The sequence below is a fragment of the Mucilaginibacter galii genome (assembly GCF_014635825.1).
In the GTDB taxonomy this organism is placed as follows: domain Bacteria; phylum Bacteroidota; class Bacteroidia; order Sphingobacteriales; family Sphingobacteriaceae; genus Mucilaginibacter; species Mucilaginibacter galii.
On the sequence record NZ_BMDO01000001.1, the window covers coordinates 490,224 to 516,774 of the forward strand.

Below are 26,551 nucleotides of genomic sequence, written 5' to 3' on the forward strand. Positions count from 1 at the left end.
ATTTGTAAAATTTATCTTACAAATTAGCCCTTGCGTTGTTATACACACATTATGAACAAGCGCATCATCTCTATTATAGCCGTTGTATTCTTATTAGTATTTATTGGCGTGTTTTATTACCGCTATTATTTCGTTTTTGGCGATGGCACGAAAGCCGGAACCATGAACTATTTTGTTCATAAAGGTTATTTGTTTAAAACCTACGAGGGCCGTTTAATACAAACCGGTATACGCACGCCTGCACAGGGCAACATACAATCTAATGAATTTATGTTTTCGGTAACGGATGAAAAAGTGGCGCAAAAGCTAAATAGCAGCGCCGGTGCCTACCTGGAATTGCATTATAAAGAATACCTGCATACCCTACCCTGGCGCGGTGTAAGTAATTTTGTGGTTGACAGTGTGATTTCGATTAAACCGGTTGTTACAACCCAGCCTTAAACGCAGCCTGAGGCCGATCAATACTTTTTAATAAGCTTTGTTAAGGTGTTTGTGAACTAACCTTTGTACTTTAAGCATATTATTGGCTAACAACTCTTTCGCGCTTAAACAGCACACCCAACAGTGCCGATACGGCAAACACCAGAATTATAGAGATAAACAGAGAACTAAAAAAGCTGGCAACAGTCATATGGCTGCCTGCCGAGAAGTTTTCGTTCATGTTCTTCACCTCTTTGTTGATCTTTTCAACAGGTTGTTTTTGCGATAGCATGGCTGCACGGCGCGTTTCAACAAAACCAACGTGTGCTTTTTGTGCAACATCAGGGTTGATCTTAGCCGAAAAAAGCGTTAGCCCGTTATTCCAGATTACCGAACTTACAAACAGCAGGATAAAAATGCCGGTAATGGCTTGTTTAAGTGTCCAGTACCGGCCTATTTTATTTCTTAACCCGCTAATGAAAAACAGGGCTATACCGAACAGTACGATGTAATATACCGGGTAGAGTATAATAAACGTGTTGATGGGCGATTTAGCCCAATAAGCGAGGTAATACAGCTTCAATATATCTATAGCGAGCATTATTAACCCAAACAACACACCGCGCAATGCGCCCTGTTTTCGTACAGCCGAATTTATATCTTCCATTCCGGGCCTGTCCTTAATCTTTATTCAGCGTTTCGAGTATAGCGAAAACTGCCATATCAAAGCTTTGGTCAACGGCATATTCTGCTATTACTTCCTTATCACGGCTGCCTGGCTGCGTATTTTGGAAAAAGGTTATCATTGGATAGAACAGGTCTTTTAGCTCAGCATCTTCAGATAACTTAACGGCCACCTTGTTTACTTCCTCCGGCGAACTTTCTACCAGGATTTGGTTGGCAATAATGGGTTCATATATCTGGTGCTCATCCTGAAACTCATCATCATCAACCAGTAAAAACTCGGTAAGGTAATCTTCCAATGATGGTTCTATACCTTCGTCGCGGCATTCGTTCAAATACAGCAATAAATTTAACAGTTCGGTACCGCGGTCAAGGGTTTCTTCCTCAATATCGGCCCATTCCTGGGTATCCAGGTAATCTTCTTCCAGGCGGTTAATATCGGCACTGAAAAAATTGACCATCAGCAGGTCGAAAAATACTTCGCGCAGGTTATCGGCATGAGGGTGTGCGTCAAACACATCGTCCATATCGTTCACCTTATCCAGAAAATCTTTATCTGACGAAAAAACCGTTACCAGCTCTGTGGTCAATACCTCTACATTAATAGGTGTAAAAGCAGTATACGAAAGCAGCGCTGCACTTATGGCATTTTGTATTATTGGATCTATCATTTTTTACTTTTTTAATTGGTATATACCTGTTTGTTGTTACAGGTTAACAGTATTTTTCCCTTTAAGTTCTGCCCCAGGAAAGGTGAATTGGCAGATTTAGAACGATTGTTTTGCTTATCGAAGGTCCAGGTATCATCGGTATTAAACACAACAAAATTAGCGGGCTGACCCTCTTCTAACACAACAGCGCTTACATTTAATATCTTACGCGGATTGATGGCCAGCTTTTCTACAATTAATTCCACGGGTAATCCTGCTTGTAAAGCTAATGAGAATGTTGTTTGCAAACCAATCATTCCATATTCGGCAGTTTCGAACTCCATTTCTTTAAATTCTATTTCGTGCGGCGTATGCTGCGATACAATAGCATCTATGGTACCATCGGTTAAACCCTGTAGCAGGGCATCAATATCTGTTTGTGTACGCAGTGGAGGTTTCACCTTGTACAGGCTGTCAAAACCTAATAAGGCCTCGTCGGTGAGTATCAGATGATGGGCGGCCACATCGCAAGTTACCCGTAGTCCTTTGCGCTTAGCTTCGCCAATTAAAGCTACCGAACGTGCGGTGGATATAGTGCTGAAATGAATTGCAGAGCCGGTATACTCGGCCAGGTAAAGGTCACGCGCAATCATCAGTTCCTCGGCCAGCGAGGGGATGCCTTTCATACCCAGTAGCGTACTTACCACGCCTTCATGCACTTTTGCCTTACCGGCTATGGCTACATCTTCGGGGTAAGAAAAAACAAGCGCATTAAAGCCCTGGGCATAAAGCAAAGCGCGTTCCATAAGCCCTGCATCTTTAACCGGGCGCTTACCATCAGTAAAGGCTTTAGCACCGCTAAGGTACATGTCGTACATTTCTGCCATGTCTTTACCCTCGCGTTGATGCGATATCGTACCTAAAGGATATACGTCTACCAAATTTTCCTTAGTTTTATTAACAAGATAGGCTACTTCTGTTTTAGAATGCACGGGTGGCTGCGTATCGGGCATTAAAGCAACACCGGTAAAGCCGCCTGCTGCTGCTGCCTGCAAACCGGTGTTAAGGTCTTCCTTGGTTTCCAGGCCGGGTTCGCCCATGTTACAGTTCAAATCAAAAAAACCGGGCGATAAATAACTGCCTTTTGCATCAAATATTTCAACATCGGCTTCAATACTTTCGGCAATAGTTTTAATGAGTCCGTTCTCTATTAAAATATCGGCAGTTTGCTGGTGAAACGGCGAGCCGGGGTACAGAATGGTAGCAGATTTGATGAGCAAATTCATGTATTAGGAGGCTTTATGATGCTTACGCAATTAATAAGTGAAGATCAGCTACCCGAAACCAGCTGCTTATTTACCCGGTAAAACCGTACAAGCGCTATTTCGGCTGCGATGAAAATCAGGGTCAAAATTATACAAAGTTTCCATAATTGCAGGCCAAAATTTGTATCGGCTATTAACCCCTGCATAGAGCCCTTGCCCGGCTGCAAAACCGCACTCTTGGCAGGCAGTAATTTATCAAGTGCGCTTTTGTCTAAATAAGTAAGATCAGACTCCATCCTGTTGTTATTAAAAGCAATAACGGCCACCACACTATCCTGCTTTTTAAGCTGATAATTACCAGGCTGCTGCACCTGGTCGGCCAGGTAAAGCAAGGTATTTCCTTCCTGCTGCCTTGCATCGGGAATAAGAGTTTGTGTACCTTTTACAAGTTTCAAAACCTGCTTTTCACTCATTTGTACGGGCGGCGCTTCTATGGCAGCATCATGACCAATGGTGTAAAATAAAGGCTGGTCGTGGCCGCTTACCAGTGCCATGCGGTATAAAATAGGCAGCAACAATGCATGACGGGGCAGGTTGCTAAAATCTTCTTGCAATGGCACGGCCGATACATAAATTTTGCCGTTACCGCTACGGTAGCCCGCCCAAAAGGGTTGTCGGCCGGGTAACTCCATAAGACTTTCGCTACTGGTTTGCGTGGCCGAGCTTAGTTGATAATATTTTTGCACCAAGGGCAAATCAGGATTGCGGGGTACATCTTCAAACACCGATTTAAATAGAGTATTTTGAGTATTCAGCGTATTTACTCGGATGTTTTCGGTAACCAACTTTTCGGGGTATGCCGCACCTGCCGGTTGCAGTAAAGCACGATAACTCGAAAGATCTGCATCAGCAGCAGGGAAAACGGCGAGCGTACCGCCTTTGGCCACGTATGCTCTTAATTGCTGGGCAAGCCCTGTGGCTATACTTTTTATGTCGCTCAACACCACTAAAGGAAAAGTGTTTAACCCGGCATAGTTCACGCTGCCTTCATTACTATTTACAGGTGTAAAAAACGGGTCGGCACCAAAAGCAGCTTGCAGGTATTTGTTGGGCTGCCCCCCGTTTACCAATAGCACCGGCATACCGGCTTTTACATTAAAGGTAAAGTAAAAGTCGTTATCAAAAATAACAGGATTATCCTGCAACTCAATTTTAGCTTGCTGCCAGCCAGCTTGCAGCCCTGAAAAAGTAAGTGTATCCTGGCGGTTTCCACGAGCCTTAATATCAAAACTGCCCAGTGCTTTTTGCGTGCCGTTGATGAGTAGCTTTAAAGGAATGCCTTTGGCATCTTCGGCAGCGTAATTATGTAGTTTAACTACCAGTTTCTCTGTTTCGTTTGGGCGATGCACGGCACCAATAAGCCAAACCGAATCAACAGCTACATTGGGTAGCACATTGGCACGCAATGGCACTAAATTTACCCTGAAGCCGCTATCTGCTTTTGTAGCCGAAGTGCCCGTGGCCTCTCTCTGAAAATCGGAAATGATATATGCAGACGACAATCCACCCGGTCTGTTTTGTAATAAGCTTTGTTGCCGTAGTACAATCTGTTGCAAAGTACGGCTTTGAGGTCCAATATTAACGGCATCAACCGCATCATTAAACTCCTGGCGGTTTAGCAGGCGTTGATGTTTGCCCTCAAAATCCTGCGTAAGCAATTGAAAGCGGTCATTAATAGAATAGGCAGCGGCAATTTCTTTGGCTCTGCGCTTGGCCTCATCTAACAAACTGCCCTCGGGACTTAGCGTTTGCATAGAGTAAGAGTTATCTACAAAAATGCTTATGGCTTGTTGCACACCGGGTGTAATGGTATTTTGGTTAGGGAGGTATGGACGGGCAAACGCCAGCACTAAAAATGTAAGTGCCAGTAAGCGGCTGGCCAGTATCAGCCTTTCGCGCAGGTTACGTCTTGAAGATTGCTGCTCGTTTACCTCTTTAAGAAACTGTACATTACTGAAATATACCTTTTGGTACCGCCTGAAATTGAATAAATGCACCAGCACCGGTATAGCCAGTGAGAGCAAAGCGAACAAAAAGGCAGGATAGATAAATTGCATTAATTATATCCGTGGTATGAAGATAGATGTACTTATAGCAAATATACCTTAATGAGGCAAAATACCAACAATTATGCCTTTATAAACACGGATGGCGGAAAGCTGATGGTAAAAGCGCTCCCCTGGCCCTGCGTACTCTCAATTGTTAATTTACCGTTATGCTTCTTAACCAAGTCGCGAATAAGCATTAAGCCAAAGCCGCTGCCTTCTTCATTTTGGGTACCTTTGGTGGTGTAATAGCTTTCATCGTTAATGCGCTCTATGGCCTGCGGGCTCATTCCTATCCCCGTATCTTTCACCGTAATAGATGTTTCGGAGGCAGTATTGCTACCATAAATTTCGATAATGCCACCAGCCGGCGTAAACTTCACGGCGTTACTGAGCAAATTTCTAAGAACGATGCGTAGCATTTCGGTTTCGTTTAGCCATACAAAGCCGGGGGTTAGCCGGTTACTTATTGTGATCTCCTTTTCGGTAAGTGGTATTTTTTGTTCTTCTATAACACTGTCTGCCAGTTGTTGCATAGGTACTTTCGCCAGTTCAACCGGGGCACCACTCACCTGGCCTTTTATCCAAAACAGTAAATTATCGGTAAGTGCCATTACTCGGGCATACTGATCTTCCAGTTGCTTAAACAAATCTTTAAACTCTTCGGGAGATAACAGATCCATATTAACCAACTGAATAATGCTTTGCGTATTAGCAAGAGGTTTACGCAAGTCATGAGACATGATAGAGATCAACTTGCTTTTCAACTCGCTGTCTTCTTCCAATTTTTGGTTTTGCTGTTCTATGTGGCTATTTTTGGCATTTAAGTTAGCGCTGTACTTTTTGGCTTTGCGAAAGTTGTAAGCCAGTGTTATTACCACAGCTGAACCTGCCAATAACAGCGCTGTATATACCAGTAATAACGAGTCTTGCTTGCGGGTTTGCTTTTCTACCTCACTAATGCGTTGCTGGCTTTTAAGCTGCTGGTCTTCCTGCATGCGAAGAGCATCAATAAAGTTTGTCGATTCCCGCTTTTCGCGTTCGGATATTGTATTATCTAAAATAAGCAGCTGATCCTGCCACTCTATGATCGCGTCTTTATCCAGAGCTTCCTTACTAACGTAAAGCAGCAACTCGGTAGCCGTTTTAACTAATGGCAACGCCGCAACGCTATCGGCCTTGGCATAAGCCAGCCTGGCATAGGGCTTGGCTTTGTTATATTGCTTTAGGTTAATATAAATGCGGCTTAGTTCAATGTACGACAGTGCCATGCCATAATCATCTTTAGTTATGGTATCAATATGCAGGGCTTTGTTCAAATAATAAATAGCCGAATCGGGCTTATTCAGCGTTTTCAACAGCAGAGCTCTGTCGTAATAACTCTTCTTTTCCCCGAACGAATACGCTATTTTTTTACTAAGCTGAAAGGCCTGGTCGTAATAATGCCTGGCGTCATCATATTGCTTTTGATCGGTACGCAACAAGCCAAGGCGCAGCAGTATGTTAACCATATCAACAGGCTTATTAAGTCTGGTAAATATGCTAAGCGTACGCTGCAATAAAATGCCTGCCTCTGCCAAACTACCGCCTTTACGCTTTATAGAGCTTATATGCTGCTCGGCACGGGCTACATTATAAATATCTTTATTATGCATGCTCAGCTGCATAGAACGGTAGTATAATTCGAGCGCACGCTGCGAGTAACCACGCTGACTCAAAACTTCAGCTTGGTTAAGGTAAACAATGGCTAAACCTTTATCGTATTTGTATTCGGTGGCCAGCAGCTCTGCTTCGGTTAGCAAAGTAAAAGCACTACCTGCATCACGCCTTATTAAACGCGCAGCCTTGCTGTTAAGCGAATCTACGTAAGCGGTAATTTTAGGATGATGCCTGGCATCTTTAGACTTGGCATTAACCTCAAGTGTAAACACCAGAGCTGCCCATACGAACAAGCTTTTAAAAAATATCCTCTTGCTTTTTCTGAGGAGAAGCAAATTTACTAACTGGTAATTATAAGTATCGACGGGTAACAACTATTGGTTCTGAATATGGATTATAGCCTCGGTTTAGAGGCTAAATTTACTGTTTCTCTTACGATTAAACAGGTTAATTGTTGTAAAAAAATTTATTTAAAAGAAACGAAATTTCGCCTTTCTTTAAAGTAAAAATAAAATCATGCCTTACACTTATTATTTTCCCCTTTTTACCTAATACGAACATTACTGCATTTTAGCTGTTTCCGTATCAATAATAATTTACAAATATGGAATACAGAAAATTGGGAGAAACCAATCTCGAGGTTTCGGCTATTACCTTTGGCGCCTGGGCTGCGGGTGGATGGATGTGGGGTGGAAATGACGATAATGAAGCTATAAACGCAATGAAAGCGGCCTATGATTTAGGCATAACCAGCATTGATACCGCTCCTATTTACGGACAGGGAAAGAGCGAGGAACTGGTTGGCCAGGCCATTAAAGACATAGCGCGCGATAAAGTGCAAATACTTACCAAATATGGCATGCGCTGGGATTTGGCTAAAGGTACATTTGGTTTTAAATCAAAGGATAATGAAGGCAAAGATTTAGATGTTTATAAATATGCCGCCAAAGAGAGTATTATTAAGGAATGCGAAGATAGCCTTAAGCGACTGGGTACCGATTACATTGATCTGTACCAGATACATTGGCCCGATGACAGCACACCTATTGCCGAAACTATGGAGGCTATACTGCTGTTGAAAGAACAAGGCAAAATACGCGAAGCTGGTGTTAGTAACTACAGTGCAAGCCAAATGGAAGAAGCTGAAAAAACCATCAAACTTGCCTCAAACCAAGCACCCTTCAGCATGGTTAAGCGCGACATTGAAGCAGACATTGTACCCTATTGCATAGAACACCACAAAGGCATATTGGCCTATAGCCCTATGGAACGCGGCTTGCTTACCGGCAAAATGAAGCCGGGACAACAGTTTGGCGAAGGTGATCACCGTGCTGGTCTTAAATTTTTTAAAGACGAGAACATTGAACGCACTAATGCATTCTTAGCTAAAATCAAGCCACTTGCCGATGAAAAGAACGCCACATTAGGACAGTTAGTTATCCGCTGGACCATAAACCGCCCGGGCATAACTGTGGCCCTTGTTGGTGCCCGCAACGCGGAGCAGGCCTCGCAAAATGCAAAAGCCATTGAGATCAAATTGAATGATGATGAAATGGCTTTTATTACCGGAGAACTGGATAAAGTGCACCTTATAAATTAAATAAACATAACGCCTGTCATTATCAATATTCAAGAATCCCGTTCCAATAGTCAACCCAAACGGCTTTAAACGGGATCTTTTTTACTCCCTAAGTTCACAAAGTTAACTTATGACGTGTAAACTGCTTAATGTAGCAGTCTGCTTCTACATTCGATTGTCATTTCAACTATCTGCAGATATGCTCATTTGCACATCTGCAGATTTAAACTTAGCTTTGCCCGGCAAATAACAAAATTATTTGCCATGCAGCTCGACCCCTCCAAATTTGTTGCCGAAGGTTTAACGTACGATGACGTACTGCTTTTACCGGCTTATTCAGAAGTTTTACCGCGCGAAGTTGATACGAGTTCGTATCTGACCAAGAAAATCAAACTGAACATTCCTATTGTTTCGGCCGCTATGGATACCGTAACCGAATCAGCTTTGGCTATAGCCATTGCACAAGCCGGTGGTTTGGGTATGCTGCACAAAAACATGAGTATTCAAGGTCAGGCCGATGAGGTGCGTAAAGTAAAACGTTCAGAAAGCGGCATGATCCAGGACCCGGTTACGCTTGATGAAAATGCTACTGTGGCCGATGCTATTAAAATTATGCGTGAGTACCGCATTGGTGGTATCCCTGTTATTGATGCCGAACGCAAACTGAAAGGTATTGTAACCAACCGCGACCTTCGTTTCCAAAAGATCATGACCAAGCCGGTACGTGAGGTAATGACCACCGAAAACCTCATTACCGCTCCGCTTAAAACCAGCCTTACCCAAGCCGAAGAAATATTGCAAAATCACAAAATTGAGAAATTACCTGTGGTAGATGCTGATGGCCGCCTTTGCGGACTCATTACCTTTAAAGATATCCAAAAATTTAAAAACTACCCTATTGCCTGTAAAGACGAGCATGGCCGCCTAAGGGTAGGTGCTGCTGTTGGCGTAACTGCCGATACCATGGAACGTGTAGATGCATTGGTAAAAGCCGGGGTTGATGTTATTGCCATAGATACTGCGCATGGCCACTCTAAAGGCGTAATCAATAAATTAAAAGAAGTTAAAGCCAAATACCCCGATCTACAGGTAATAGCCGGCAATATTGCCACTGCCGATGCCGCCCGTGCACTGGCCGAAGCCGGTGCCGATGCCGTTAAAGTGGGTATTGGCCCTGGTAGTATTTGCACTACCCGTATTATTGCCGGTGTAGGTGTACCGCAACTATATGCCGTTTACGAATGCGCCAAGGCATTAGAAGGTACAGGCGTACCTGTTATTGCCGATGGCGGTATTAAGCACACAGGCGATATTGCCAAAGCCATTGCTGCCGGTGCAAGCTCTATCATGGCTGGTTCATTGTTTGCCGGTGTTGAAGAATCGCCGGGTGAAACTATCATTTACGAAGGCCGTCGCTTTAAATCTTATCGCGGCATGGGTTCTATCGAGGCCATGGAATCAGGTTCGAAAGACCGTTATTTCCAGGACGTAGAAGATGACATCAAGAAGTTAGTTCCGGAAGGTATTGTGGGTCGTGTTCCATTAAAAGGTACTCTGGCCGAAATTACTTACCAGTTTGTAGGTGGCTTAAAAGCCAGTATGGGTTACTGCGGTGCTAAAAACATTGAGGCCTTGCAACAAGCCCGCTTTGTACGCATTACAGCAGCCGGTATCCGCGAATCGCACCCGCACGATATTACCATTACAAAAGAAGCTCCGAACTATAGTCGGTAGTTAATGTCTGTCATGCCGAGCTTGTCAAAGCATTAGCCGTTTGATTAGGTATCCGACAGACAAACTTTACAGATTAAGGTTATTGAGTTGCCACCCGGCAGCTTAATAACCTTTTTTCGTTTCATAACATTGCTGGTTGCTAAATAACGCTAAATTTGTTAACCAATTATCAGTTCTCATCTCTTATGAAAATATTCAAATCATTATTACTTGTACTCATTGGTTTTGGCGCCTACGCACAAGATGCGCCGCAGGTAAAAACTTCCAATGGCATATTGCAGGGCGTTGTAGAAACCAGCGGTATTCATTCTTTTAAGGGCGTGCCTTTTGCCCAGCCGCCAGTGGGCAATTTGCGCTGGAGAGAACCACAAGCGCCGCAAAACTGGCAGGGCGTACGCAAAGCCGATCACTTTGGCCCGCAGGCTATGCAACGTGCCATTTACAGCGATATGATTTTCAGAAGCGATGGTAAAAGCGAAGATTGCCTGTACCTGAACGTTTGGACGCCCGCCAAATCATCCAAAGAAAAACTGCCCGTGTTAGTTTACTTTTACGGTGGAGGCTTTATAGCAGGCGATGGTTCTGAAGGCAGGTATGATGGCGAAAGCATGGCCAAAAAAGGCATCGTGGCTATTACCGTAAATTATCGCCTGGGTATATTCGGTTTCCTGGCACATCCAGAATTGACTAAAGAATCGCCTTACCAGGCCTCGGGTAATTATGGATTATTGGATCAGCATGCCGCTCTGCTATGGGTACAGAAAAACATTGCAGCTTTTGGCGGCGACCCTAACCAAGTAACTATTGCAGGCGAATCGGCGGGTTCAATGTCTGTAAGTGCACAGGTAGCCTCTCCGCTTTCTAAAGGCCTATTTGCACGTGCTATTGGCGAGAGTGGTGCTTTGCTTGCCAATTTATCGCCGGTTTCGCATACCGATGCTGAACAGTTTGGTGCAGCTTTTGCGAGCAATATTGGTGCAAAAAGCCTCGCAGATTTGCGTAATCTTTCTGCTGATACGCTTTTAGCACTTACTGCCAATACCCGTTTTCCATCTACTGTAGACGGGTATCTTCTACCACAATTACCCGCTAAAATATTTGAAGAAGGTAAACAAATGCATATTCCATTGTTAGCAGGCTGGAACTCTGCCGAAGGCGACTATCATTCTATTTTAGGCAAAGATGAACCTACGCCTGAGGCTTATAAAAATGCAGTTCAGAAATTATATGGCAATAAAGCCAATCAGGTATTGGAAGTATACCCGGCAACTAATAACGACGAGGTAAAGCAGGTAGCTACCGAGTTAGCATCTGACCGCTTTATTGCCTTTGCTACATGGAAATTTGCACATATGCAAAGCCAAACAGGCGGTAAGCCCGTTTATCTTTATTATTATACCCGCAAGCGCGGTGATCCTGAAAAAGCGTCGGGTGCCGTACATTCGGCCGAAATAGAATATGCTTTGGGCAATTTGCAATACAACAAAACCTACAATTGGACTGCAGATGATTTCAAGGTAGCCGAAACTTTACAGGGCTATTTCGTTAATTTCATTAAAACCGGCAATCCAGACGGTAGCGGCTTACCCAACTGGAACGCTTTAAAAGGCAATATGCCCAGGCAGGTTATGGTTATTGATGTAAACAGCCACTTACAGCCCGAGAAAAGTGCAAAACGATATTCGCTTCTTGATGATATGTCCAATCAGAAGCCAGTTAAATAACTGACCATATATACAACTACTTAACACAATCAACCAATCAAAAATCAACCCAAAATGAAATCAATCTGCGTATTCTGCGGCGCTAATTTTAACGGCGACCCAATACTCACCGAAGCAATTGAACAACTGGCACAAGTGATGGTTAGCCGCAATATAGCGCTTGTATTTGGTGGCGGCCGTGTAGGTGTAATGGGTATGATTGCCGATGCCGTGTTGAAACAAGGCGGTAAGGCCATAGGAGTTATCCCGGAATTTTTACTGAACAAAGAAGTAGGCCACACAGGTTTAACGGAGTTGCATCTGGTTGAAAACATGCATCAGCGCAAGCAAATGATGAATGATCTGTGCGATGGAATCATGACACTGCCCGGCGGCTTTGGCACCCTTGAAGAATTTTTTGAGGTGCTTACCTGGTTACAGCTGGGCCTTCATCAAAAGCCCATTGGTATACTGAATGTAAATGGCTTTTACGACTTCCTACTCAAGCAAATGGACGTAATGGTAGAGCAACGTTTTCTGAAACCTGTAAACCGTGAACTGGTATTAACCTCGGCTAATCCCATTGAATTAGTTAACCTTATGGAAGGCTTTAAAGCAGAGCCTGACGACGTATGGTTTAAAGACCGTAATTTAATTTAATATATAAATAAGAATGTCTCCCTATGAGGAGTATTTAGTGCCTGAGTTTTATTTGACAAAGCGGTCAACATTGAGTTCAATAGCATTTAGCCACTTTTCCATAAGACTGTTTATTTGGAGTATGCGGTTAGCTAAATATTTCATGTATTCCTGTCGGTTATCTTTATCAGAAACCGGTTCTTCAAGGCCTAAAAGTTCGAGTGTTATTTGTTCATCGAAAGCCAGTTGCTTAGATCGCTGTTCTTCCAGCAAGCCGGCAAAGTACTGGTGGTTTTGTGAATCCATATTTGTTAAATATACGTTTTTTGTTACGTGTTTTAAATGTTTGTTTCAGTAAATTCAGTAATAGGCTTTATAGTAACTACGAAATTTTGAAGCTTACCGGCTGCCAAATCAAATAAATTTTCTAAAATTACCACTTTCTCATGCGGAATATCCTGACTATCGTTTAGTTTAATATTGCGATAATTGGCAAAAGTTTTAGCACTTACATTTAATTGTTCTGGTATCATCCGCATAGCCAGTCTGTACTGAGTAATTGAAAACTTCTTCAATAACTCATCAATTTTATACTTAAACTTAATTTCGCTCATAAATTTGTGTATTCAGTAAAAATTTTCCAAGTTTTGTAATATATTACAAACACCAAACTAAAATAAAGTTTAGTAAATATACAATTTTAGTTTAATTTTTATATTTATTTAGTTAAAATGGCTGTTAAACAATCAGATAATTTTTTTAGTGTTATTGAGCGCAACATAAGGCAACAGGCCAAGGCGCTGGGCATTACGTTATCTGATCTGGCTAAACACATTGAGATGACCGAAGCCGGGTTTTACAAAATGCTGTCGACCGACAGCATTAAGGTAAAAACGCTCAAGAAGGTATCTGAAGTTTTGAGGCAGCCAGTAGCCTATTTCTTTGACGATCATTCTTCGGCGTCATCTTACGAAACAGCATCATCATCTTTTAATTTAGCTGAGCCGCCTGCCCAATATGGCTCAGAAAAGGAGGGTTTAAGAAAGCAGATCAGCCTGCTGGAAAGCCAGTTGAAGGATAAAGAAAAGATCATTGAATTGCTGAGCAGGGATAGGTAATTCAATCCGTAAAGTCCTGTGAGACTTAGTACTAACCTAAAAGCAAAAAAGAAGCTAAAGCGTTAAATAGTATTAGTTAAACGAAAACTATAAGCGTAGTATCACAAAAGCATGTCAATTAATTGACCGTGCAGCATTGCGGTAACCTATTTAAAAGCTTAAATTTGTAGCTTAAATATCATTGCTGATGTCTCAAGAAACAGAACACGTTAAATGTCTTATCATTGGTTCGGGGCCAGCCGGTTATACGGCTGCTATTTATGCTGCCCGCGCCGATCTGAAGCCTGTTTTATATACCGGCATGCTGGCCGGCGGTCAGTTAACCCAAACTACTGATGTAGAGAACTTTCCAGGTTACCCGCAAGGGATTATGGGACCCGAAATGATGGAAGATTTCCGCAAACAAGCCGAACGTTTTGGTACCGATATACGCTTTGGATACGTAAGTTCTGTTGACTTCTCGAGCCTGCCGCATAAGGTGGTGGTAGATGAAGTAAAGACGATTACAGCTGATACCGTGATCATTTCTACAGGTGCATCGGCTAAATGGCTGGGACTGGAATCTGAGCAAAAATACAACGGTTTTGGCGTTTCTGCATGTGCCGTGTGCGACGGTTTCTTTTTCCGTGGTCAGGATATAGCCATTGTTGGTGCCGGTGATACCGCTGCCGAAGAAGCTACCTACCTTGCTAAACTGGCTCGCAAAGTATATATGCTGGTACGCAGAGGTGAATTCAGAGCATCAAAAGCTATGGTTAGCCGTGTGCAAAATACTCCCAACATCGAAATATTATATAACACCGAAACCAAGGAAATTTTGGGTAACCAACAGGGTGTCAATGGCGTAGCTATTGTTAATAATCAAACCGGTGAAGAAAAAGTATTGGATGTAACCGGCTTTTTCGTAGCTATCGGCCACCACCCTAATACCGATATTTTTAAAGGCGTTATTGATATGGATGAAACCGGCTATATTAAAACCAAGCCCGGTACTACCCAAACCAATATAGAAGGCGTATTTTGCTGTGGTGATGCGCAAGACAACATTTACCGCCAGGCCGTAACTGCCGCCGGTACCGGTTGTATGGCCGCCCTGGATGCCGAACGTTACCTGGCTGACAAAGAAGCCGAAGAAGTAATGGCCCATCAATAACACTCCTATTTCCTGTTTCAGGAACTTTAATAAAGTACAAAAAGCCACCAGAAATGATGGCTTTTTTACGTTTAATTACATTTTTTTACATTTTGGGTTGGGGCTCTCTGCCAATTCTGCTAACTTCACTTTTCGTTATTATTTAAACTGATTAAACCTGGATATGTCTTATAAATCCTGTCTACTTTTTCTGCTTACTGTATTTATTTTTAGTGCCGGTGTAAAGGCTCAAAACACCGATCCCAACATGGGTGTTATTCCTGCCCCAGTATCGGTACAAAAGCAAGCAGGTACTTTTGTGTTAAGCCAGGAAACACTTATACAGGCCGATACGGTTACTAATAAAGCTGTCCGATTTTTGGCCGACTACCTGCAAAACAGATACTCGTTCAGTAACAAATTACAAACCAATACCGGCACTGCTGCTAACAATGCTATCATCCTGACCGCTGCCGGCACCGAAGGCTTACCGGCCGAGGGTTACCGCCTTACCATAGCACCTAATCAAATTACTATTGCAGGTAAGGGAGCGGGCTTATTTTATGGTATTCAAACTCTTATTCAGCTATTTCCTTTAGAGCGGTCGGGTACAATTAAACTGCCTTGTGCCCGCATTGAAGATTACCCACGCTTTGGCTACCGGGGCATGCACCTGGACGTGAGCCGCCACTTTTTCTCAGTTGAGTTTGTGAAGCGCTACCTCGACCTCATGGCCGCTTATAAGCTCAATACCTTCCATTGGCACTTAACCGACGATCAGGGCTGGCGCATAGAGATCAAGAAATACCCGCGCTTAACCCAGGTAGGCAGTCAGCGTGCCGAAACCCTGATAGGTAACTACCACGACCGTATGCCTCAGCAATTTGATAATACACCTTACGGAGGCTATTATACGCAAGACCAAATACGCGAGGTTATTCAATATGCAGCATCTAAATACATCACTATCATCCCCGAAATTGAAATGCCGGGTCATGCCATGGCTGCCCTGGCCGCTTACCCCGAATTGAGCTGCGACCCAAAGCAGGATTACAAAGTTTCGGGCACTTGGGGGGTATTTAATAATATTTTTTGCCCTACGGAAAAAACGTTCGGCTTTTTGCAGGATGTTTTGAGTGAGGTAATAGACCTGTTTCCGAGTAAGTACATTCACATTGGTGGTGATGAAGCGCCTAAAGTGGTTTGGAAATCATCGCCCGAGGCTCAGGCCATTATCAAGCGATTAAAGTTGAAAGATGAGCACGGCCTGCAAAGCTATTTCATACAACGGATGGAAAAATTTGTGAACAGCAAAGGCCGCAGCATTATTGGCTGGGATGAGATACTCGAAGGCGGCTTAGCCCCCAACGCTACTGTAATGAGCTGGCGCGGTGAGGCCGGTGGTATTGCCGCCGCCAAGCAAGGCCATAACGTAATTATGACCCCCAGCAGCAGCGCCCTGTACTTTGACCATTCACAGGCACGGTCAGATCTGGAGCCATTAAGCATAGGAGGTTTTGCCCCCCTGTCAAAAGTTTACGCTTATAATCCTACCCCTGCGGCGTTAACTCCTGCCCAAAACAAATACATTTTAGGAGTGCAGGCCAATTTGTGGACAGAGTACGTAGCCACCGAGAAGAAAGTGGAATATTTGCTCTTACCCCGCTTAATGGCACTATCTGAAGTGGCATGGACACCATTGGCTAATAAGAATTATACCGATTTCTCAGAAACCCGTGTGGCCCGCCACCTGGCCTGGTTCGATAAAAATGGTTTCAATTACCGTGTGCCTGTGGCCATTGGCGCTAAAGACACCTCTTACACGGCTCCGCAGCTTACCGTTAACCTCAAAGCACCGGTAGATGGCGCAACTATTTATTATACCATAGATGGCTATAACCCAAGCGAAACCGACCTGGTTTATACCAAACCGTTTACACTAAACATACCGGCAGAAAACTACCGCGAATTAAAAACCATTGTAATTACCCCTACCGGCAAGCGTAGCCTGGTTACCAGTACTATGGTTTATAACCGCGCCGCTTTGCCGGCGGTTGCCTTTACCGGCACTAAGCCCGGGGTAAAGTACGAATTGGTAGCCGGACTGTTTACCGGCACAGGCCAGTTAGATGGTGCCCGTATTTTAGATACCGGTACTGTAAAAACATTTAACACGGCGGCCTTTAAAAAAGGCAACCGCACCTTCGGTGTTACTTACGAGGGTTACTTTAATGTAGCCGCCGATGGTAAATACATCTTCTCTACCCAGTCTGACGATGGTTCGGTTATATTTATAGACGACCAGTTAGTGGTAGACAATGATGGCAAGCACAGCCTCTACGAACAACCAGGCGAAGTTTTGCTGCAAAAAGGCATGCACAAGTTCACGCTGAAATATTTTGAAGCCGGTGCTTTTAGTACCCTGCGTGTGTACCTGACCATGCCGGGTAAGCCTAAAGGAGAATTTTCGGCAGAAACTATGTTAAATTAGGCAAATCTGCGTTTGTAGTAAATGGTAAGAATTGTCAATGTGATTATTGGAAGTAAGAAGTAATTGCGTTTATGTATTTCAAACAAACAATCTGTTGTCATCTCGAACGATAGTGAGAGATCTTGTTTAGACGGATATTATCCGTGTTATAGGAGTAACAAGATTTCTCGTTATCACTCGAAATGACATCATTTAAACTGACAGTCTGATCTTGTCAAAGACTTAACCAAGCGTAAAAGACTTCGACAAACTAAGAACGACAATATAAAAACACGTCATTGCGAGGTACGAAGCAATCGCTGCACGACGGGTAGGCGCATGATAAGCCTTCGCAGGGATTGCTTCGTACCTCGCAATAACGGTTAGATAACAATAGTAAACAAAACTTCTTCAACCCTACCCTAATAGTGGTTGCAGAACATATAACTGATAAACTATGATTAAAAAGTACGGTATTTATGTAGGGCTTGGCTGCCTGGCTGTGGCTGCAGGTTGTAGTAATCCGGCGGACAAAGCAACTATTGCTGCGCCCAGTGCTGTTGAATCTCCTAAAGTGCTGGCACCTTTTCGATATCATAAAACCATTGAAGTTGCGCCGGGACAGTCGTACGATGTTTTGTCATGGGGGCGCGGGTCGCAAACGGTGGGCGCATTTGAGATCCTCCGGTCCGATTCGGCTGCAATGAAATACACCACCACCACGGGCGACCTGGAAGGAAGTATCAAAGATGTGCTGAACGCCGATATGGATACCGACGGCAATCCCGAGATTTTTATACACACCCAGGCCAGCGATAGTACTAACGCGGCCAAGGTTTTCGCTTTTGAGTATAATAACGATAAAGCCCGCGAATTAGACTTTCCGCGCCTTACCCGCTCGCAGCGTAAAGGCTACCGCGGCAACGATAACTTTTTTGTGAAAGACGGCAATTTGATGCGTGAGTTTGATGTGTTTGACGAAACCGACTCCCTGGCTAAAAAACCTGTTCAAAAAAGGCTAATCAAATACACGTTAAGCGGCAACAGCTTATCTGCCGACCAGGTAAGTAAAGATTCTACCCTGAAAGAGAGCACCGCTGCAACTGCAGTAGCAGAAAAGCCTAAATCAGAAAGCAGTTCAAATAGCACACAGACCCGCAAAACCTCTTCGAGCAGAAGCAGTTCATCATCAGTAAAGAAAAAATCGTCGCGCAGCCGTGAAAGCAACAGAAAGCGCAGACGGCACAGAAATTAGAAAATTAAAACTACATTGATGTAGTCTTATAAAAATCAATCCCCGTACAGCAAGTCAAATATTGGTTTGCCGGTACGGGGATTTTTTATTTAAGGCCATTAAAGTCCTGCTTGCAAGCTTTAGTACTTACCTACAATTACTTTGTAAAAGCTGTCGAAATCCCAATATTGGTTTGCTAAAGCACGAAGATCTTCGGCTGTAACATGCTTAATAATTTCGGTGTAGCGGGTATAGTAATCGTACGTTAAGCCTGAGAAATATACATTCTTAAATTTATCGGCATGAGAAAATACGTTTTCCAGGCTACCCAGCAGGCTGCCCAGCATATAGTTACGCACTAACGAAAGTTCTTCTTCCGAAATAAGTTCTGTTTTTAGTAACTTGATCTCTTTTTCAATTTCGGCAATGGCACTGTGGCAAACATCGGCGCCTACCTCGGTAGCAATAAAGAAAGCGCTGCCATGTTTAAGCGATGATATACCCGAGCCTATGCCATACGTATATCCTTTATCCTCACGGATATTGGCCATTAACCTCGATCCAAAATAACCGCCCAGTACGGTGTTCAACACCTGTAAGGCAGGAAAATCGGGGTGTGCACGGTTTACCATAGGCAAGCCCATGCGAATGGCCGATTGCAGGGCATCAGGCTTATCAGTAAAATACAAACGCTCGGTTTGCGGTATTACAGTTGGCTGCGTAGTATTGGCAGGCTGGGAATAGTTGGTCCAGCCGTTAAAGGCATCGGTAATTTGCTTCAGCGTATCTTCTTTAACCTTACCGGCAATAACCAGCGTACAGTTTGACGGTTGATACATTTGCTTGAAATGGTCAAGCAGATCGGTACAGTTTAACTGCTGATAGTCGGCCGCCTCGCCCGATTGTCCGTAGATGGTATTGCCATAAACGGCTTTGTTAAAAGCACGGCGGGCCAGCACATCGTTCTTTTGCAGGCTTACCTGTAATTTTTGCTGCTGGTTGCGGATAAAAGTATCCAGTTCTTTTTCAGGATACTGGCTATCAGTTAAAACATCGAATATAACAGGCAGCGTGCTACCCAGGTGGCGGGTAAGGCTGTACAAGGTCACGGTAGACTGGTCATAACCATATTCGGCCTGTAAAAATGCGCCGTAGTAATCAATACGGTCGGCAATTTGTGATGACGTTAATGCCGACGTACCTTCGGTAAGGAGTGTATTGGCAGCCATGTTTAATAACGGCTTTTCGGGATTGAAGCGCAGGTTGCCAAAAATCCATTCTATACGCACCAGTTCCTGGTCGCCGCTATCGAACAAGTACACCTCACAACCGTTAGGCAAAGTGGTATGTTCCGGTTCAATTAGTTTTATAATATCAATAGACCCAAAATCGGGTGCAATGGTTCTGTCTAACATGGTTAGTTATGTTATGATGCAATTAGTCCTTTGTCATGCTGAATTTGTTGAAGCATTCGCCGCTTTGGTGAGGTCTTCGACAGGCTCAGACTGACAGGGTGTTTTATTCTAAGCAATTAGCCCTTTGTAATGCTAAGCTTGTTGAAGCATTCGCCGCTTTGGTGAGGTCTTCGACAGGCTCAGACTGACAGGGTGTTTAGTTATTTCTCGGCCAGGTAAATTAACGTAGACGAATTATCTCTGCGGAAAACAGATTTAGATTGCTCCTGAATTTGCTGCGCGTTTACGGCCAAATACTTTTCTGTTTCATGATTAAACAGATCGGCATCACCAAGCAATTCAAAAAACGCCAGGTTCATAGCCTTATCCAGCAAAGCCATTTCCGAGAACACCATGGTTGATTCGGTTTTGTTTTTCACCTTGATCAATTCATCTTCGGGCACCGGGTTATTGCAAATAGCTTCCAGTTCAAGCCAAATAGCAGCTTCGGCTTCTTCAATACTCACATTTTCGAGTGGCTTGCCTTCTACTACCAGCATCCCTTTATCAGAACTGCCGGTTAAGTGGGCATGTATCTCGCTGAACAATTGCTTTTCTTTCACCAGCGACCGGTATAAGCGTGAAGACTGTCCGCGCGAAAGAATATCCGATATCAGATCGAGTGCAAAGTAATCGCCATCGGTACGCGCCGGTACCTGGAAGGCAATATAAATATCATTCAATGGCACCTTAGCGGTCACCGTTTCGCGGCGTTCTTCGTGCTGCTCGGGCTCCTGGGGAAGGTTGCGTACATACTTTTCGCCGGCAGGGATAGGCGCGAACCATTTTTCGGCCAGTTGTTTTACCTGCTCCAGGGTCACATCGCCACCTACTACCATTATGGCATTTTGCGGGGTGTAATGTTTTTTGAAGAACGCTTTTACATCTTCAATTTTAGCATGCTCAATATGCTCCAGATTTTTACCTATGGTTGCCCACTGGTAAGGGTGGTGCTTGTATACCAAAGGGCGCAGGCGCAGCCAAACATCGCCGTAAGGCTGGTTAAGATAGCGCTGCTTAAACTCTTCCATCACCACGTTGCGCTGCACTTCCAAGCTTTTTTCGCTGAAGGCCAGGCTCAACATGCGGTCGCTCTCGAGCCAAAAGGCGGTTTCGAGATTGGCAGCCGGCAGGGTAATGTAATAGTTGGTAATATCGTTGCTGGTAAAGGCGTTGTTTTCGCCCCCTACCCGTTGCAAAGGCTCATCGTATGTAGGAATGTTTACCGACCCGCCAAACATGAGGTGCTCAAACAAGTGGGCAAAGCCGGTTTGTTCGGGGTTTTCATCACGGGCACCAACATCATACAATATATTAACTACCGCCATAGGGGTAGTGTTATCTTCGTGCACAATAACCCGCAGGCCGTTGTCGAGTATAAAACGGTTGAATTTAACCATGTAGTTCAGAACAAATTTTAGAAGGCCAAAGGTAAAGGTTTTCGTTTCTAAACTGCAAGTACAAGCAGTTTTACTCCCAAGAGTTTTATTTGGGTTGGCATTGTACCTGGAATTAAAGCATAATAGAAGAGTTCCAAAACGGATATGGAGCCATTGGTTAGCACCGCTTTGACTGACTTATTAACCTTAATATTAAGACATGTGTTAAGGCTTGCGCCGCCCAAGCGGTGTTTTATTTACGCCGCCCGCACAGTTGGTTGGCAGAGAAACTGCGAAATGCGTTGAGGCATGAAAAATAAACGGCAGCCCGGGGCATACAAGCCGCAGGCCGCCGTGTTTATTAAGCAGGCTAATTACTGGTTAGCCGGACTGTTATCTGTAGGGCGGTCTTCGCCGTGCAGGTTATCACTCACCTGGTGGTGATGCAGCTTAGCCTCTATAGCCGATGCGCTGGTGTTGGCATAAGTTCCGTAAGCATCAACCAAAACACCTTTCAAGTTATATTTAGCCGATGAAATGGCATACACGATAGACATATCCGACGGGTTACTTGCCCCTTCAAAGCGGAAAAATTCGTCTACCTCAAAGTCATCGGCGTGCATGTGTATGTTATTGCTTTTGTCATCTATAGTTTCGCCATCATCCTCAAAGCTAAGGTTGGCAGTATATCCTCGTTGCATCAAATCGTTAGTGGCATCCACTAAAGTTTCATAATTTGCCATAATAGTATATGTTTAAGTTAAGCGCAGCTGGTTGCAGGCTGCTTAGGTATTAACCATTGCGTTGCAGAAGTTGTTTTGATTGAAGAAAAATAGCCCCTCCCCTCCCTCCCCGGGAGGGAGGGCTTCAATAATATATCCCCAAAATATCATTGCCTACTTTCTCTCAAGTAGAAGATTTTAACGCCTGAATAGAAAAGCCCTCCCTCCCGGGGAGGGTTGGGAGGGGCATCTCTCAAAAAAGTTACATGCACCCCGTTCATTAATTTTTAAATTAGGGCATTCTAAAACTAAACTATATTTCCTGATGAAACTAAACTTACTCGGCACGCTGGCTTTGTCGCTGTGGCTTACCACGGCGGTACAGGCACAAAACGTCCCCTCGCCCAAGGAGCACTTTGGGTTTAACATTGGCGACGATTACCAACTGGCTACCTACACCCAAACGGAAGCCTATTTTAAAAAACTGTCGGCCTCGCCGCGTACCAAACTGGTTGATATTGGCTTAACCGAAGAAGGCCGCCACCAGTGGATGCTCATTGTTTCATCGCCCGAGAACATTAAGAACTTAGAAAAATACAAGGAGATATCGCGTAAACTGGCCCGGGCCGAAAACCTTACACCAGAGCAAGCCAAAACACTTTCGCAGCAAGGTAAAGCCATTGTATGGATAGATGGCGGCTTGCATGCCACCGAAACCGTGGGCACGCACCAACTCATAGAAACGGCTTATGACCTTGTTAGCCGCACCGATGCCGAAACCATGCGCATTCTGGATCAGTCCATTATTTTGATGGTGCATGCCAATCCCGACGGACAGGAACTGGTGTCGAGCTGGTATATGGGCCAAAAAGACCCGGCAAAGCGTAACATGAACATTCCGCGCCTGTATGAGAAATACATTGGCCACGATAATAACCGCGATTTCTACATGATGAACATGAAAGAATCGCAAAACATTACCCGCCAGCAATTTTTGGAATGGTTTCCGCAAATTGTGTATAACCACCACCAAACCGGCCCAGCAGGTTCGGTAGTAGCAGGCCCGCCTTACCGCGACCCGTTCAACTACGTATATGATCCTTTGCTGGTAACCAGTATCGATGCTTTGGGTGCCGCCATGAGCAGCCGCTTAAATGCCGAAAACAAACCCGGCTATACCGAACGCAACGGAACCAGTTTTTCTACCTGGTGGAACGGTGGATTACGTACTACCACTTACTTTCATAACATGGTTGGCTTGCTAACCGAAATTATAGGTAGCCCTACCCCATCAAGTATTCCTTTGGTGCCCGAGCGTTTAGTGCCCAGCAGCAACACCCCTTTCCCGGTTACGCCACAGTCCTGGCACTATAAGCAGTCTATTGATTACTCGGTATCGTTAAACTATGCGGTGTTAGAATATGCCACACGCCAGCGCGATATTTTGTTGTACAACATGTATGTAATGGGACAAAACTCCATTAAACGTGGCAGCGCGGATAACTGGACCTTATCGCCCAAAAAAGCCGACTCTATTAATGCAGCTTTCCGTAAAGATACGCCAGCTCCGGCAGCAGGTGCAGGCGGAGGCTTTGCAGGTGGCCGTGGTGCCGGTGTACCGGTTAAATATTACGACCAGGTATTAAAAGACCCTAAACTGCGCGATCCGCGTGGTTACATCATCCCGGCCAATCAAACCGATTTTCCTACCGCGGTTAAATTCATCAATACTTTGGTACGTGCGGGTATCGTTATTCAAAAAGCTACGGCTGATTTTAAAGTGAACGGCACAAGCTATCCTGCCGGTTCGTACATTGTTAAAACCGATCAGGCTTTCCGTCCGCATGTGCTGGATATGTTTGAACCGCAAGATCACCCTAACGATTTTCAATACCCGGGAGGCCCTCCTATTCGCCCGTATGACAATGCAGGCTGGACACTGGCTTTCCAAATGGGCGTAAAGTTTGACCGTATGATGGATGGCTTTGATGGTCCGTTCAAGCGTTTGCCTTACGGCGAATTGCAAACCCCGCCTATGACAACTATTCCGGTTAAAGCCCAGGGAGGTTACACCTTAAGCCCAAGTGTGAATAATACGTTTACAGTAGTAAACGATTTACTCAAGGCTGGTGTACCTGTATACCGTTTGCCTAATGGTTTAGGTACAACGCTTGCTCCCGGTACATTTTATGTACCACTGTCGGCTACTGCTCAAACCGTGTTTACAAAAGACAGAGATTTAGGTGTTGAACTTGTTGCTACAGGCAAAGCTCCCAAAGGTGCCGTTAAGATAAATGCTTTGCGGATTGGTTTGTGGGATATTTACGGTGGTTCTATCCCTTCGGGATGGTTGCGCTGGTTAATGGAGCAGCAGCACTTTACCTTTGAGCGTGTTTACGCACAAGAAATTGATGCCGGAAACCTGAAAAACAAATATGATGTGTTAGTATTTGTAGGTGGCGCTATACCATCGGCAAACCGCGGTGGCAGCAACTTTGGTGGTGGAGAGTTTGGCGGTCGCGGACCATCTAATGATGAACTGCCTGCCGAGTATCGTACACAAACCGGCCGCATTACGCCCGATAAATCTGTCCCTCAATTAAAAGCATTTTTAGAAGCAGGTGGCAACATTGTAACCATTGGCAGCAGCGCCAACCTGGCTTACCAATTAAAACTACCGGTAAGCAGTGCACTTTCTGAAACCGTAAACGGACAGGAAAGACCACTTTCGGGCGATAAATTTTACATTCCGGGCAGCGTACTGGAAGTAGCCTACGATACCACACAACCCGCCAACTGGGGTATGCCTGCCACCGGCGATGTGATGTTTGACGGCAGCCCTGTTTTCAAATTAGGTACAGAAGCACCCGGCATGGGCATTAAGCCATTAGCCACCTACCCTACCGAAAAATCGTTACGCAGCGGTTGGGCCTGGGGACAAAAATATTTAAAAGGCGGCGTAGCTTCTTTCATGGCTCCTGTGGGTGCCGGTAAACTCTACGTGTTCGGTCCCGAAATTACTTTCAGGGCACAGGCGCATGGCACTTTTAAATCGTTATTTAACCAATTATACGGTTCGGCTAAATAGTTAAATCGTGTCTATTATTTAAGGGGGCTGCCGTTTGGCGACCCCCTTTTTATGAGCTACTTAAAACAGCCTATTTTAAGTTAAAATATTAATCAAACGGCTCATTAAATCCTCATTCTTTATTATATACTCACTGTAATTAACAACAATTCTTTCTTGAATTTTACTTCGAGATTCTGTTCCAGGCAAAATTGATTTAAGAGTTTCTTTACCGTTAAAGTATAAATTTTTTACGTAAATGTAATCTAACCACCAAGAGGAATTCCTTAGTTTTTGGTCGAACAACTTTCGTAATTCTACACTTTTTTGCTGAACAATTTTTTCATTGCCATTAATCCATATACCATAGTATAAAGAGTGTTTATTCCACAAGCTATTTCCATTTAAGGGTTCTAACACAAACTGACATGGATCATTAGAATAATTATTCTTATTAACCCACATGCCGGGATAGTTTGCATTTCCTTTTATTTTATCTTTTTGATATGAAATCTTATACTCATTGCCTAATTTTTCTTTTAACTTTTGATATACTTCTTCCCAAAAATCAACTAACAGATCAATTTTGATATTTTTTAATTCAACCTCAATCTGAAATGCACTTTCAAAATTTTGCGGTGTTTGAAGTATTATTGATTTAAAATCTTTATACATCTCTTTTAAAATTGTTTGTCCCGAAAATGATTTAATTAAATTGATATATTGCCTTATTGTTTCGCGTACAAATGGTGAATCTGATGCAATTTGATGACACTTTTCCAGCCAGCTTAAAATGGTAAAATTATATGAGATAAGTTGAAAATCTTTGCCTTCTATCAAATCACAGCAGCTAATTTTACTTGGTGACTTTCCGTCTAATGTCAAATATAATATAGCTCCTTGCCGGTTTCCTTTGTAATTAAAATAACGTTGTAACTGTTTTTCCTGATCGCCTGCATATATTTTATTCTCAATAATGAGACAGTTACCTTTGTGATCTTCTAAGTAAATATCTATTCGCCCACCTGTATTTTTATCTTGGCTGACTGGCCCAATAAACTTTTCTATCTCTAATGTTACGTTTTCAATATTAATAGGAGTATTATCAGTAAATACTACTTCAATAAAGCATTTTAAGAATAAGTTCCCTTTGTTATGACTACCCTTTGGATTGAGTAATTCTGCCAGAAAAAGTGAATGTAATTTTACCTCATCTGTTTGAAGGTTTAGCACCTTAAATATATTGTAATTTTCACTGCTGTTCTTGATGACTTTGTTATATGCTGTTAGTATCGCATTGATTTGGCTTAATAGGCTTTGAAGATCACTCATAAGGTAATAATAAGTATAACTTACGAGTATTCTGACATGATCTAATACTATATAAATACACTTTGGCATCAACTTTGCCTAACTACATACATATTGTGAGTGTGATTTTAGGTGCAGAGTGATAGAAAGAGCCGTGTGGATACACGGCTCTTTTTTTGTTAGCTATACTTATGTACAAGTAACAATGTGTCCTGTTTAAGCATAT

21 protein-coding genes are annotated in these 26,551 nt (G+C 43.7%); 10 read left to right on the plus strand and 11 right to left on the minus strand.

The window, feature by feature from the left end; genetic code table 11:
* Nucleotides 1–51 precede the first annotated feature (51 nt).
* Nucleotides 52–441, plus strand: coding sequence for a hypothetical protein (locus IEV61_RS02140; protein WP_188413344.1), 390 nt, complete (start codon nucleotides 52–54; stop codon nucleotides 439–441).
* A 79-nt stretch (nucleotides 442–520) separates the two neighbouring features.
* On the opposite strand, the gene IEV61_RS02145 is transcribed toward IEV61_RS02140, so the two are convergent.
* From IEV61_RS02145 to IEV61_RS02165, 5 genes are all read right to left on the minus strand, one after another.
* The gene (locus tag IEV61_RS02145) at nucleotides 521–1,087 is read right to left on the minus strand and encodes a DUF4199 domain-containing protein (RefSeq protein ID WP_188413346.1); all 567 of its coding nucleotides are present in this window, start codon (nucleotides 1,085–1,087) and stop codon (nucleotides 521–523) included.
* A 13-nt stretch (nucleotides 1,088–1,100) separates the two neighbouring features.
* Nucleotides 1,101–1,775: a hypothetical protein gene (locus IEV61_RS02150; RefSeq protein ID WP_188413348.1), complete on the minus strand. Its 675-nt coding sequence runs from the start codon at nucleotides 1,773–1,775 to the stop codon at nucleotides 1,101–1,103.
* 11 nt (nucleotides 1,776–1,786) lie between these two features.
* Nucleotides 1,787–3,040 carry a dihydroorotase gene (locus IEV61_RS02155; RefSeq protein ID WP_188413350.1) on the minus strand — a complete coding sequence of 418 codons (1,254 nt, stop codon included), beginning with the start codon at nucleotides 3,038–3,040 and terminating at the stop codon, nucleotides 1,787–1,789.
* Nucleotides 3,041–3,084: 44 nt separating this feature from the next.
* The gene (locus IEV61_RS02160) at nucleotides 3,085–5,136 is read right to left on the minus strand and encodes a BatA domain-containing protein (RefSeq protein WP_188413352.1); all 2,052 of its coding nucleotides are present in this window, start codon (nucleotides 5,134–5,136) and stop codon (nucleotides 3,085–3,087) included.
* Between the two features lie 71 nt (nucleotides 5,137–5,207).
* The gene (locus IEV61_RS02165) at nucleotides 5,208–7,076 is read right to left on the minus strand and encodes a tetratricopeptide repeat-containing sensor histidine kinase (protein ID WP_188413354.1); all 1,869 of its coding nucleotides are present in this window, start codon (nucleotides 7,074–7,076) and stop codon (nucleotides 5,208–5,210) included.
* A 311-nt stretch (nucleotides 7,077–7,387) separates the two neighbouring features.
* Here IEV61_RS02165 and IEV61_RS02170 point away from each other — a divergent pair, with 311 nt between their 5' ends.
* From IEV61_RS02170 to IEV61_RS02185, 4 genes are all read left to right on the plus strand, one after another.
* Nucleotides 7,388–8,383, plus strand: a complete 996-nt coding sequence (locus IEV61_RS02170; protein ID WP_188413356.1) for an aldo/keto reductase — start codon at nucleotides 7,388–7,390, stop codon at nucleotides 8,381–8,383.
* 243 nt (nucleotides 8,384–8,626) lie between these two features.
* A complete protein-coding gene (guaB, locus tag IEV61_RS02175; RefSeq protein WP_188413358.1) occupies nucleotides 8,627–10,096 on the plus strand; it encodes an IMP dehydrogenase in 1,470 nt (489 codons plus the stop codon).
* Nucleotides 10,097–10,281: 185 nt separating this feature from the next.
* Nucleotides 10,282–11,820, plus strand: coding sequence for a carboxylesterase/lipase family protein (locus IEV61_RS02180; protein WP_188413360.1), 1,539 nt, complete (start codon nucleotides 10,282–10,284; stop codon nucleotides 11,818–11,820).
* A 54-nt stretch (nucleotides 11,821–11,874) separates the two neighbouring features.
* Nucleotides 11,875–12,459, plus strand: a complete 585-nt coding sequence (locus IEV61_RS02185) for an LOG family protein (RefSeq protein WP_188413362.1) — start codon at nucleotides 11,875–11,877, stop codon at nucleotides 12,457–12,459.
* A 48-nt stretch (nucleotides 12,460–12,507) separates the two neighbouring features.
* Here the strand turns inward: IEV61_RS02185 and IEV61_RS02190 are convergent, their stop codons facing one another.
* Nucleotides 12,508–12,744, minus strand: coding sequence for a hypothetical protein (locus IEV61_RS02190; protein ID WP_188413364.1), 237 nt, complete (start codon nucleotides 12,742–12,744; stop codon nucleotides 12,508–12,510).
* Nucleotides 12,745–12,776: 32 nt separating this feature from the next.
* The gene (locus tag IEV61_RS02195) at nucleotides 12,777–13,052 is read right to left on the minus strand and encodes a hypothetical protein (protein ID WP_188413366.1); all 276 of its coding nucleotides are present in this window, start codon (nucleotides 13,050–13,052) and stop codon (nucleotides 12,777–12,779) included.
* A gap of 117 nt (nucleotides 13,053–13,169) precedes the next feature.
* On the opposite strand from IEV61_RS02195, the gene IEV61_RS02200 reads away from it, so the two are divergent.
* The 4 genes from IEV61_RS02200 to IEV61_RS02215 all read left to right on the plus strand — a co-directional run bounded on the left by IEV61_RS02200 (nucleotide 13,170) and on the right by IEV61_RS02215 (nucleotide 18,413).
* Nucleotides 13,170–13,556, plus strand: coding sequence for a helix-turn-helix domain-containing protein (locus IEV61_RS02200; protein ID WP_188413368.1), 387 nt, complete (start codon nucleotides 13,170–13,172; stop codon nucleotides 13,554–13,556).
* A 187-nt stretch (nucleotides 13,557–13,743) separates the two neighbouring features.
* Complete coding sequence (gene trxB, locus IEV61_RS02205) at nucleotides 13,744–14,709, plus strand: thioredoxin-disulfide reductase (protein ID WP_188413370.1); 966 nt, start codon at nucleotides 13,744–13,746, stop codon at nucleotides 14,707–14,709.
* 163 nt (nucleotides 14,710–14,872) lie between these two features.
* Nucleotides 14,873–17,179: a family 20 glycosylhydrolase gene (locus IEV61_RS02210; protein ID WP_188413372.1), complete on the plus strand. Its 2,307-nt coding sequence runs from the start codon at nucleotides 14,873–14,875 to the stop codon at nucleotides 17,177–17,179.
* Nucleotides 17,180–17,615: 436 nt separating this feature from the next.
* Nucleotides 17,616–18,413 carry a hypothetical protein gene (locus IEV61_RS02215; protein WP_188413374.1) on the plus strand — a complete coding sequence of 266 codons (798 nt, stop codon included), beginning with the start codon at nucleotides 17,616–17,618 and terminating at the stop codon, nucleotides 18,411–18,413.
* 119 nt (nucleotides 18,414–18,532) lie between these two features.
* On the opposite strand, the gene IEV61_RS02220 is transcribed toward IEV61_RS02215, so the two are convergent.
* From IEV61_RS02220 to IEV61_RS02230, 3 genes are all read right to left on the minus strand, one after another.
* A complete protein-coding gene (locus tag IEV61_RS02220) occupies nucleotides 18,533–19,807 on the minus strand; it encodes a M16 family metallopeptidase (RefSeq protein WP_188413376.1) in 1,275 nt (424 codons plus the stop codon).
* A 200-nt stretch (nucleotides 19,808–20,007) separates the two neighbouring features.
* A complete protein-coding gene (locus tag IEV61_RS02225; RefSeq protein WP_188413378.1) occupies nucleotides 20,008–21,246 on the minus strand; it encodes a M16 family metallopeptidase in 1,239 nt (412 codons plus the stop codon).
* A 353-nt stretch (nucleotides 21,247–21,599) separates the two neighbouring features.
* Nucleotides 21,600–21,968 (minus strand): phosphoribosylpyrophosphate synthetase, encoded by a 369-nt coding sequence (locus IEV61_RS02230; RefSeq protein ID WP_229747005.1) that lies wholly within the window; start codon nucleotides 21,966–21,968, stop codon nucleotides 21,600–21,602.
* Between the two features lie 304 nt (nucleotides 21,969–22,272).
* Between IEV61_RS02230 and IEV61_RS02235 the strand changes: the two genes are divergently transcribed.
* Complete coding sequence (locus IEV61_RS02235) at nucleotides 22,273–25,035, plus strand: M14 family metallopeptidase (RefSeq protein WP_188413380.1); 2,763 nt, start codon at nucleotides 22,273–22,275, stop codon at nucleotides 25,033–25,035.
* Nucleotides 25,036–25,110: 75 nt separating this feature from the next.
* On the opposite strand, the gene IEV61_RS02240 is transcribed toward IEV61_RS02235, so the two are convergent.
* Nucleotides 25,111–26,346 carry a PDDEXK-like family protein gene (locus IEV61_RS02240; protein ID WP_188413382.1) on the minus strand — a complete coding sequence of 412 codons (1,236 nt, stop codon included), beginning with the start codon at nucleotides 26,344–26,346 and terminating at the stop codon, nucleotides 25,111–25,113.
* Nucleotides 26,347–26,551 lie beyond the last annotated feature (205 nt).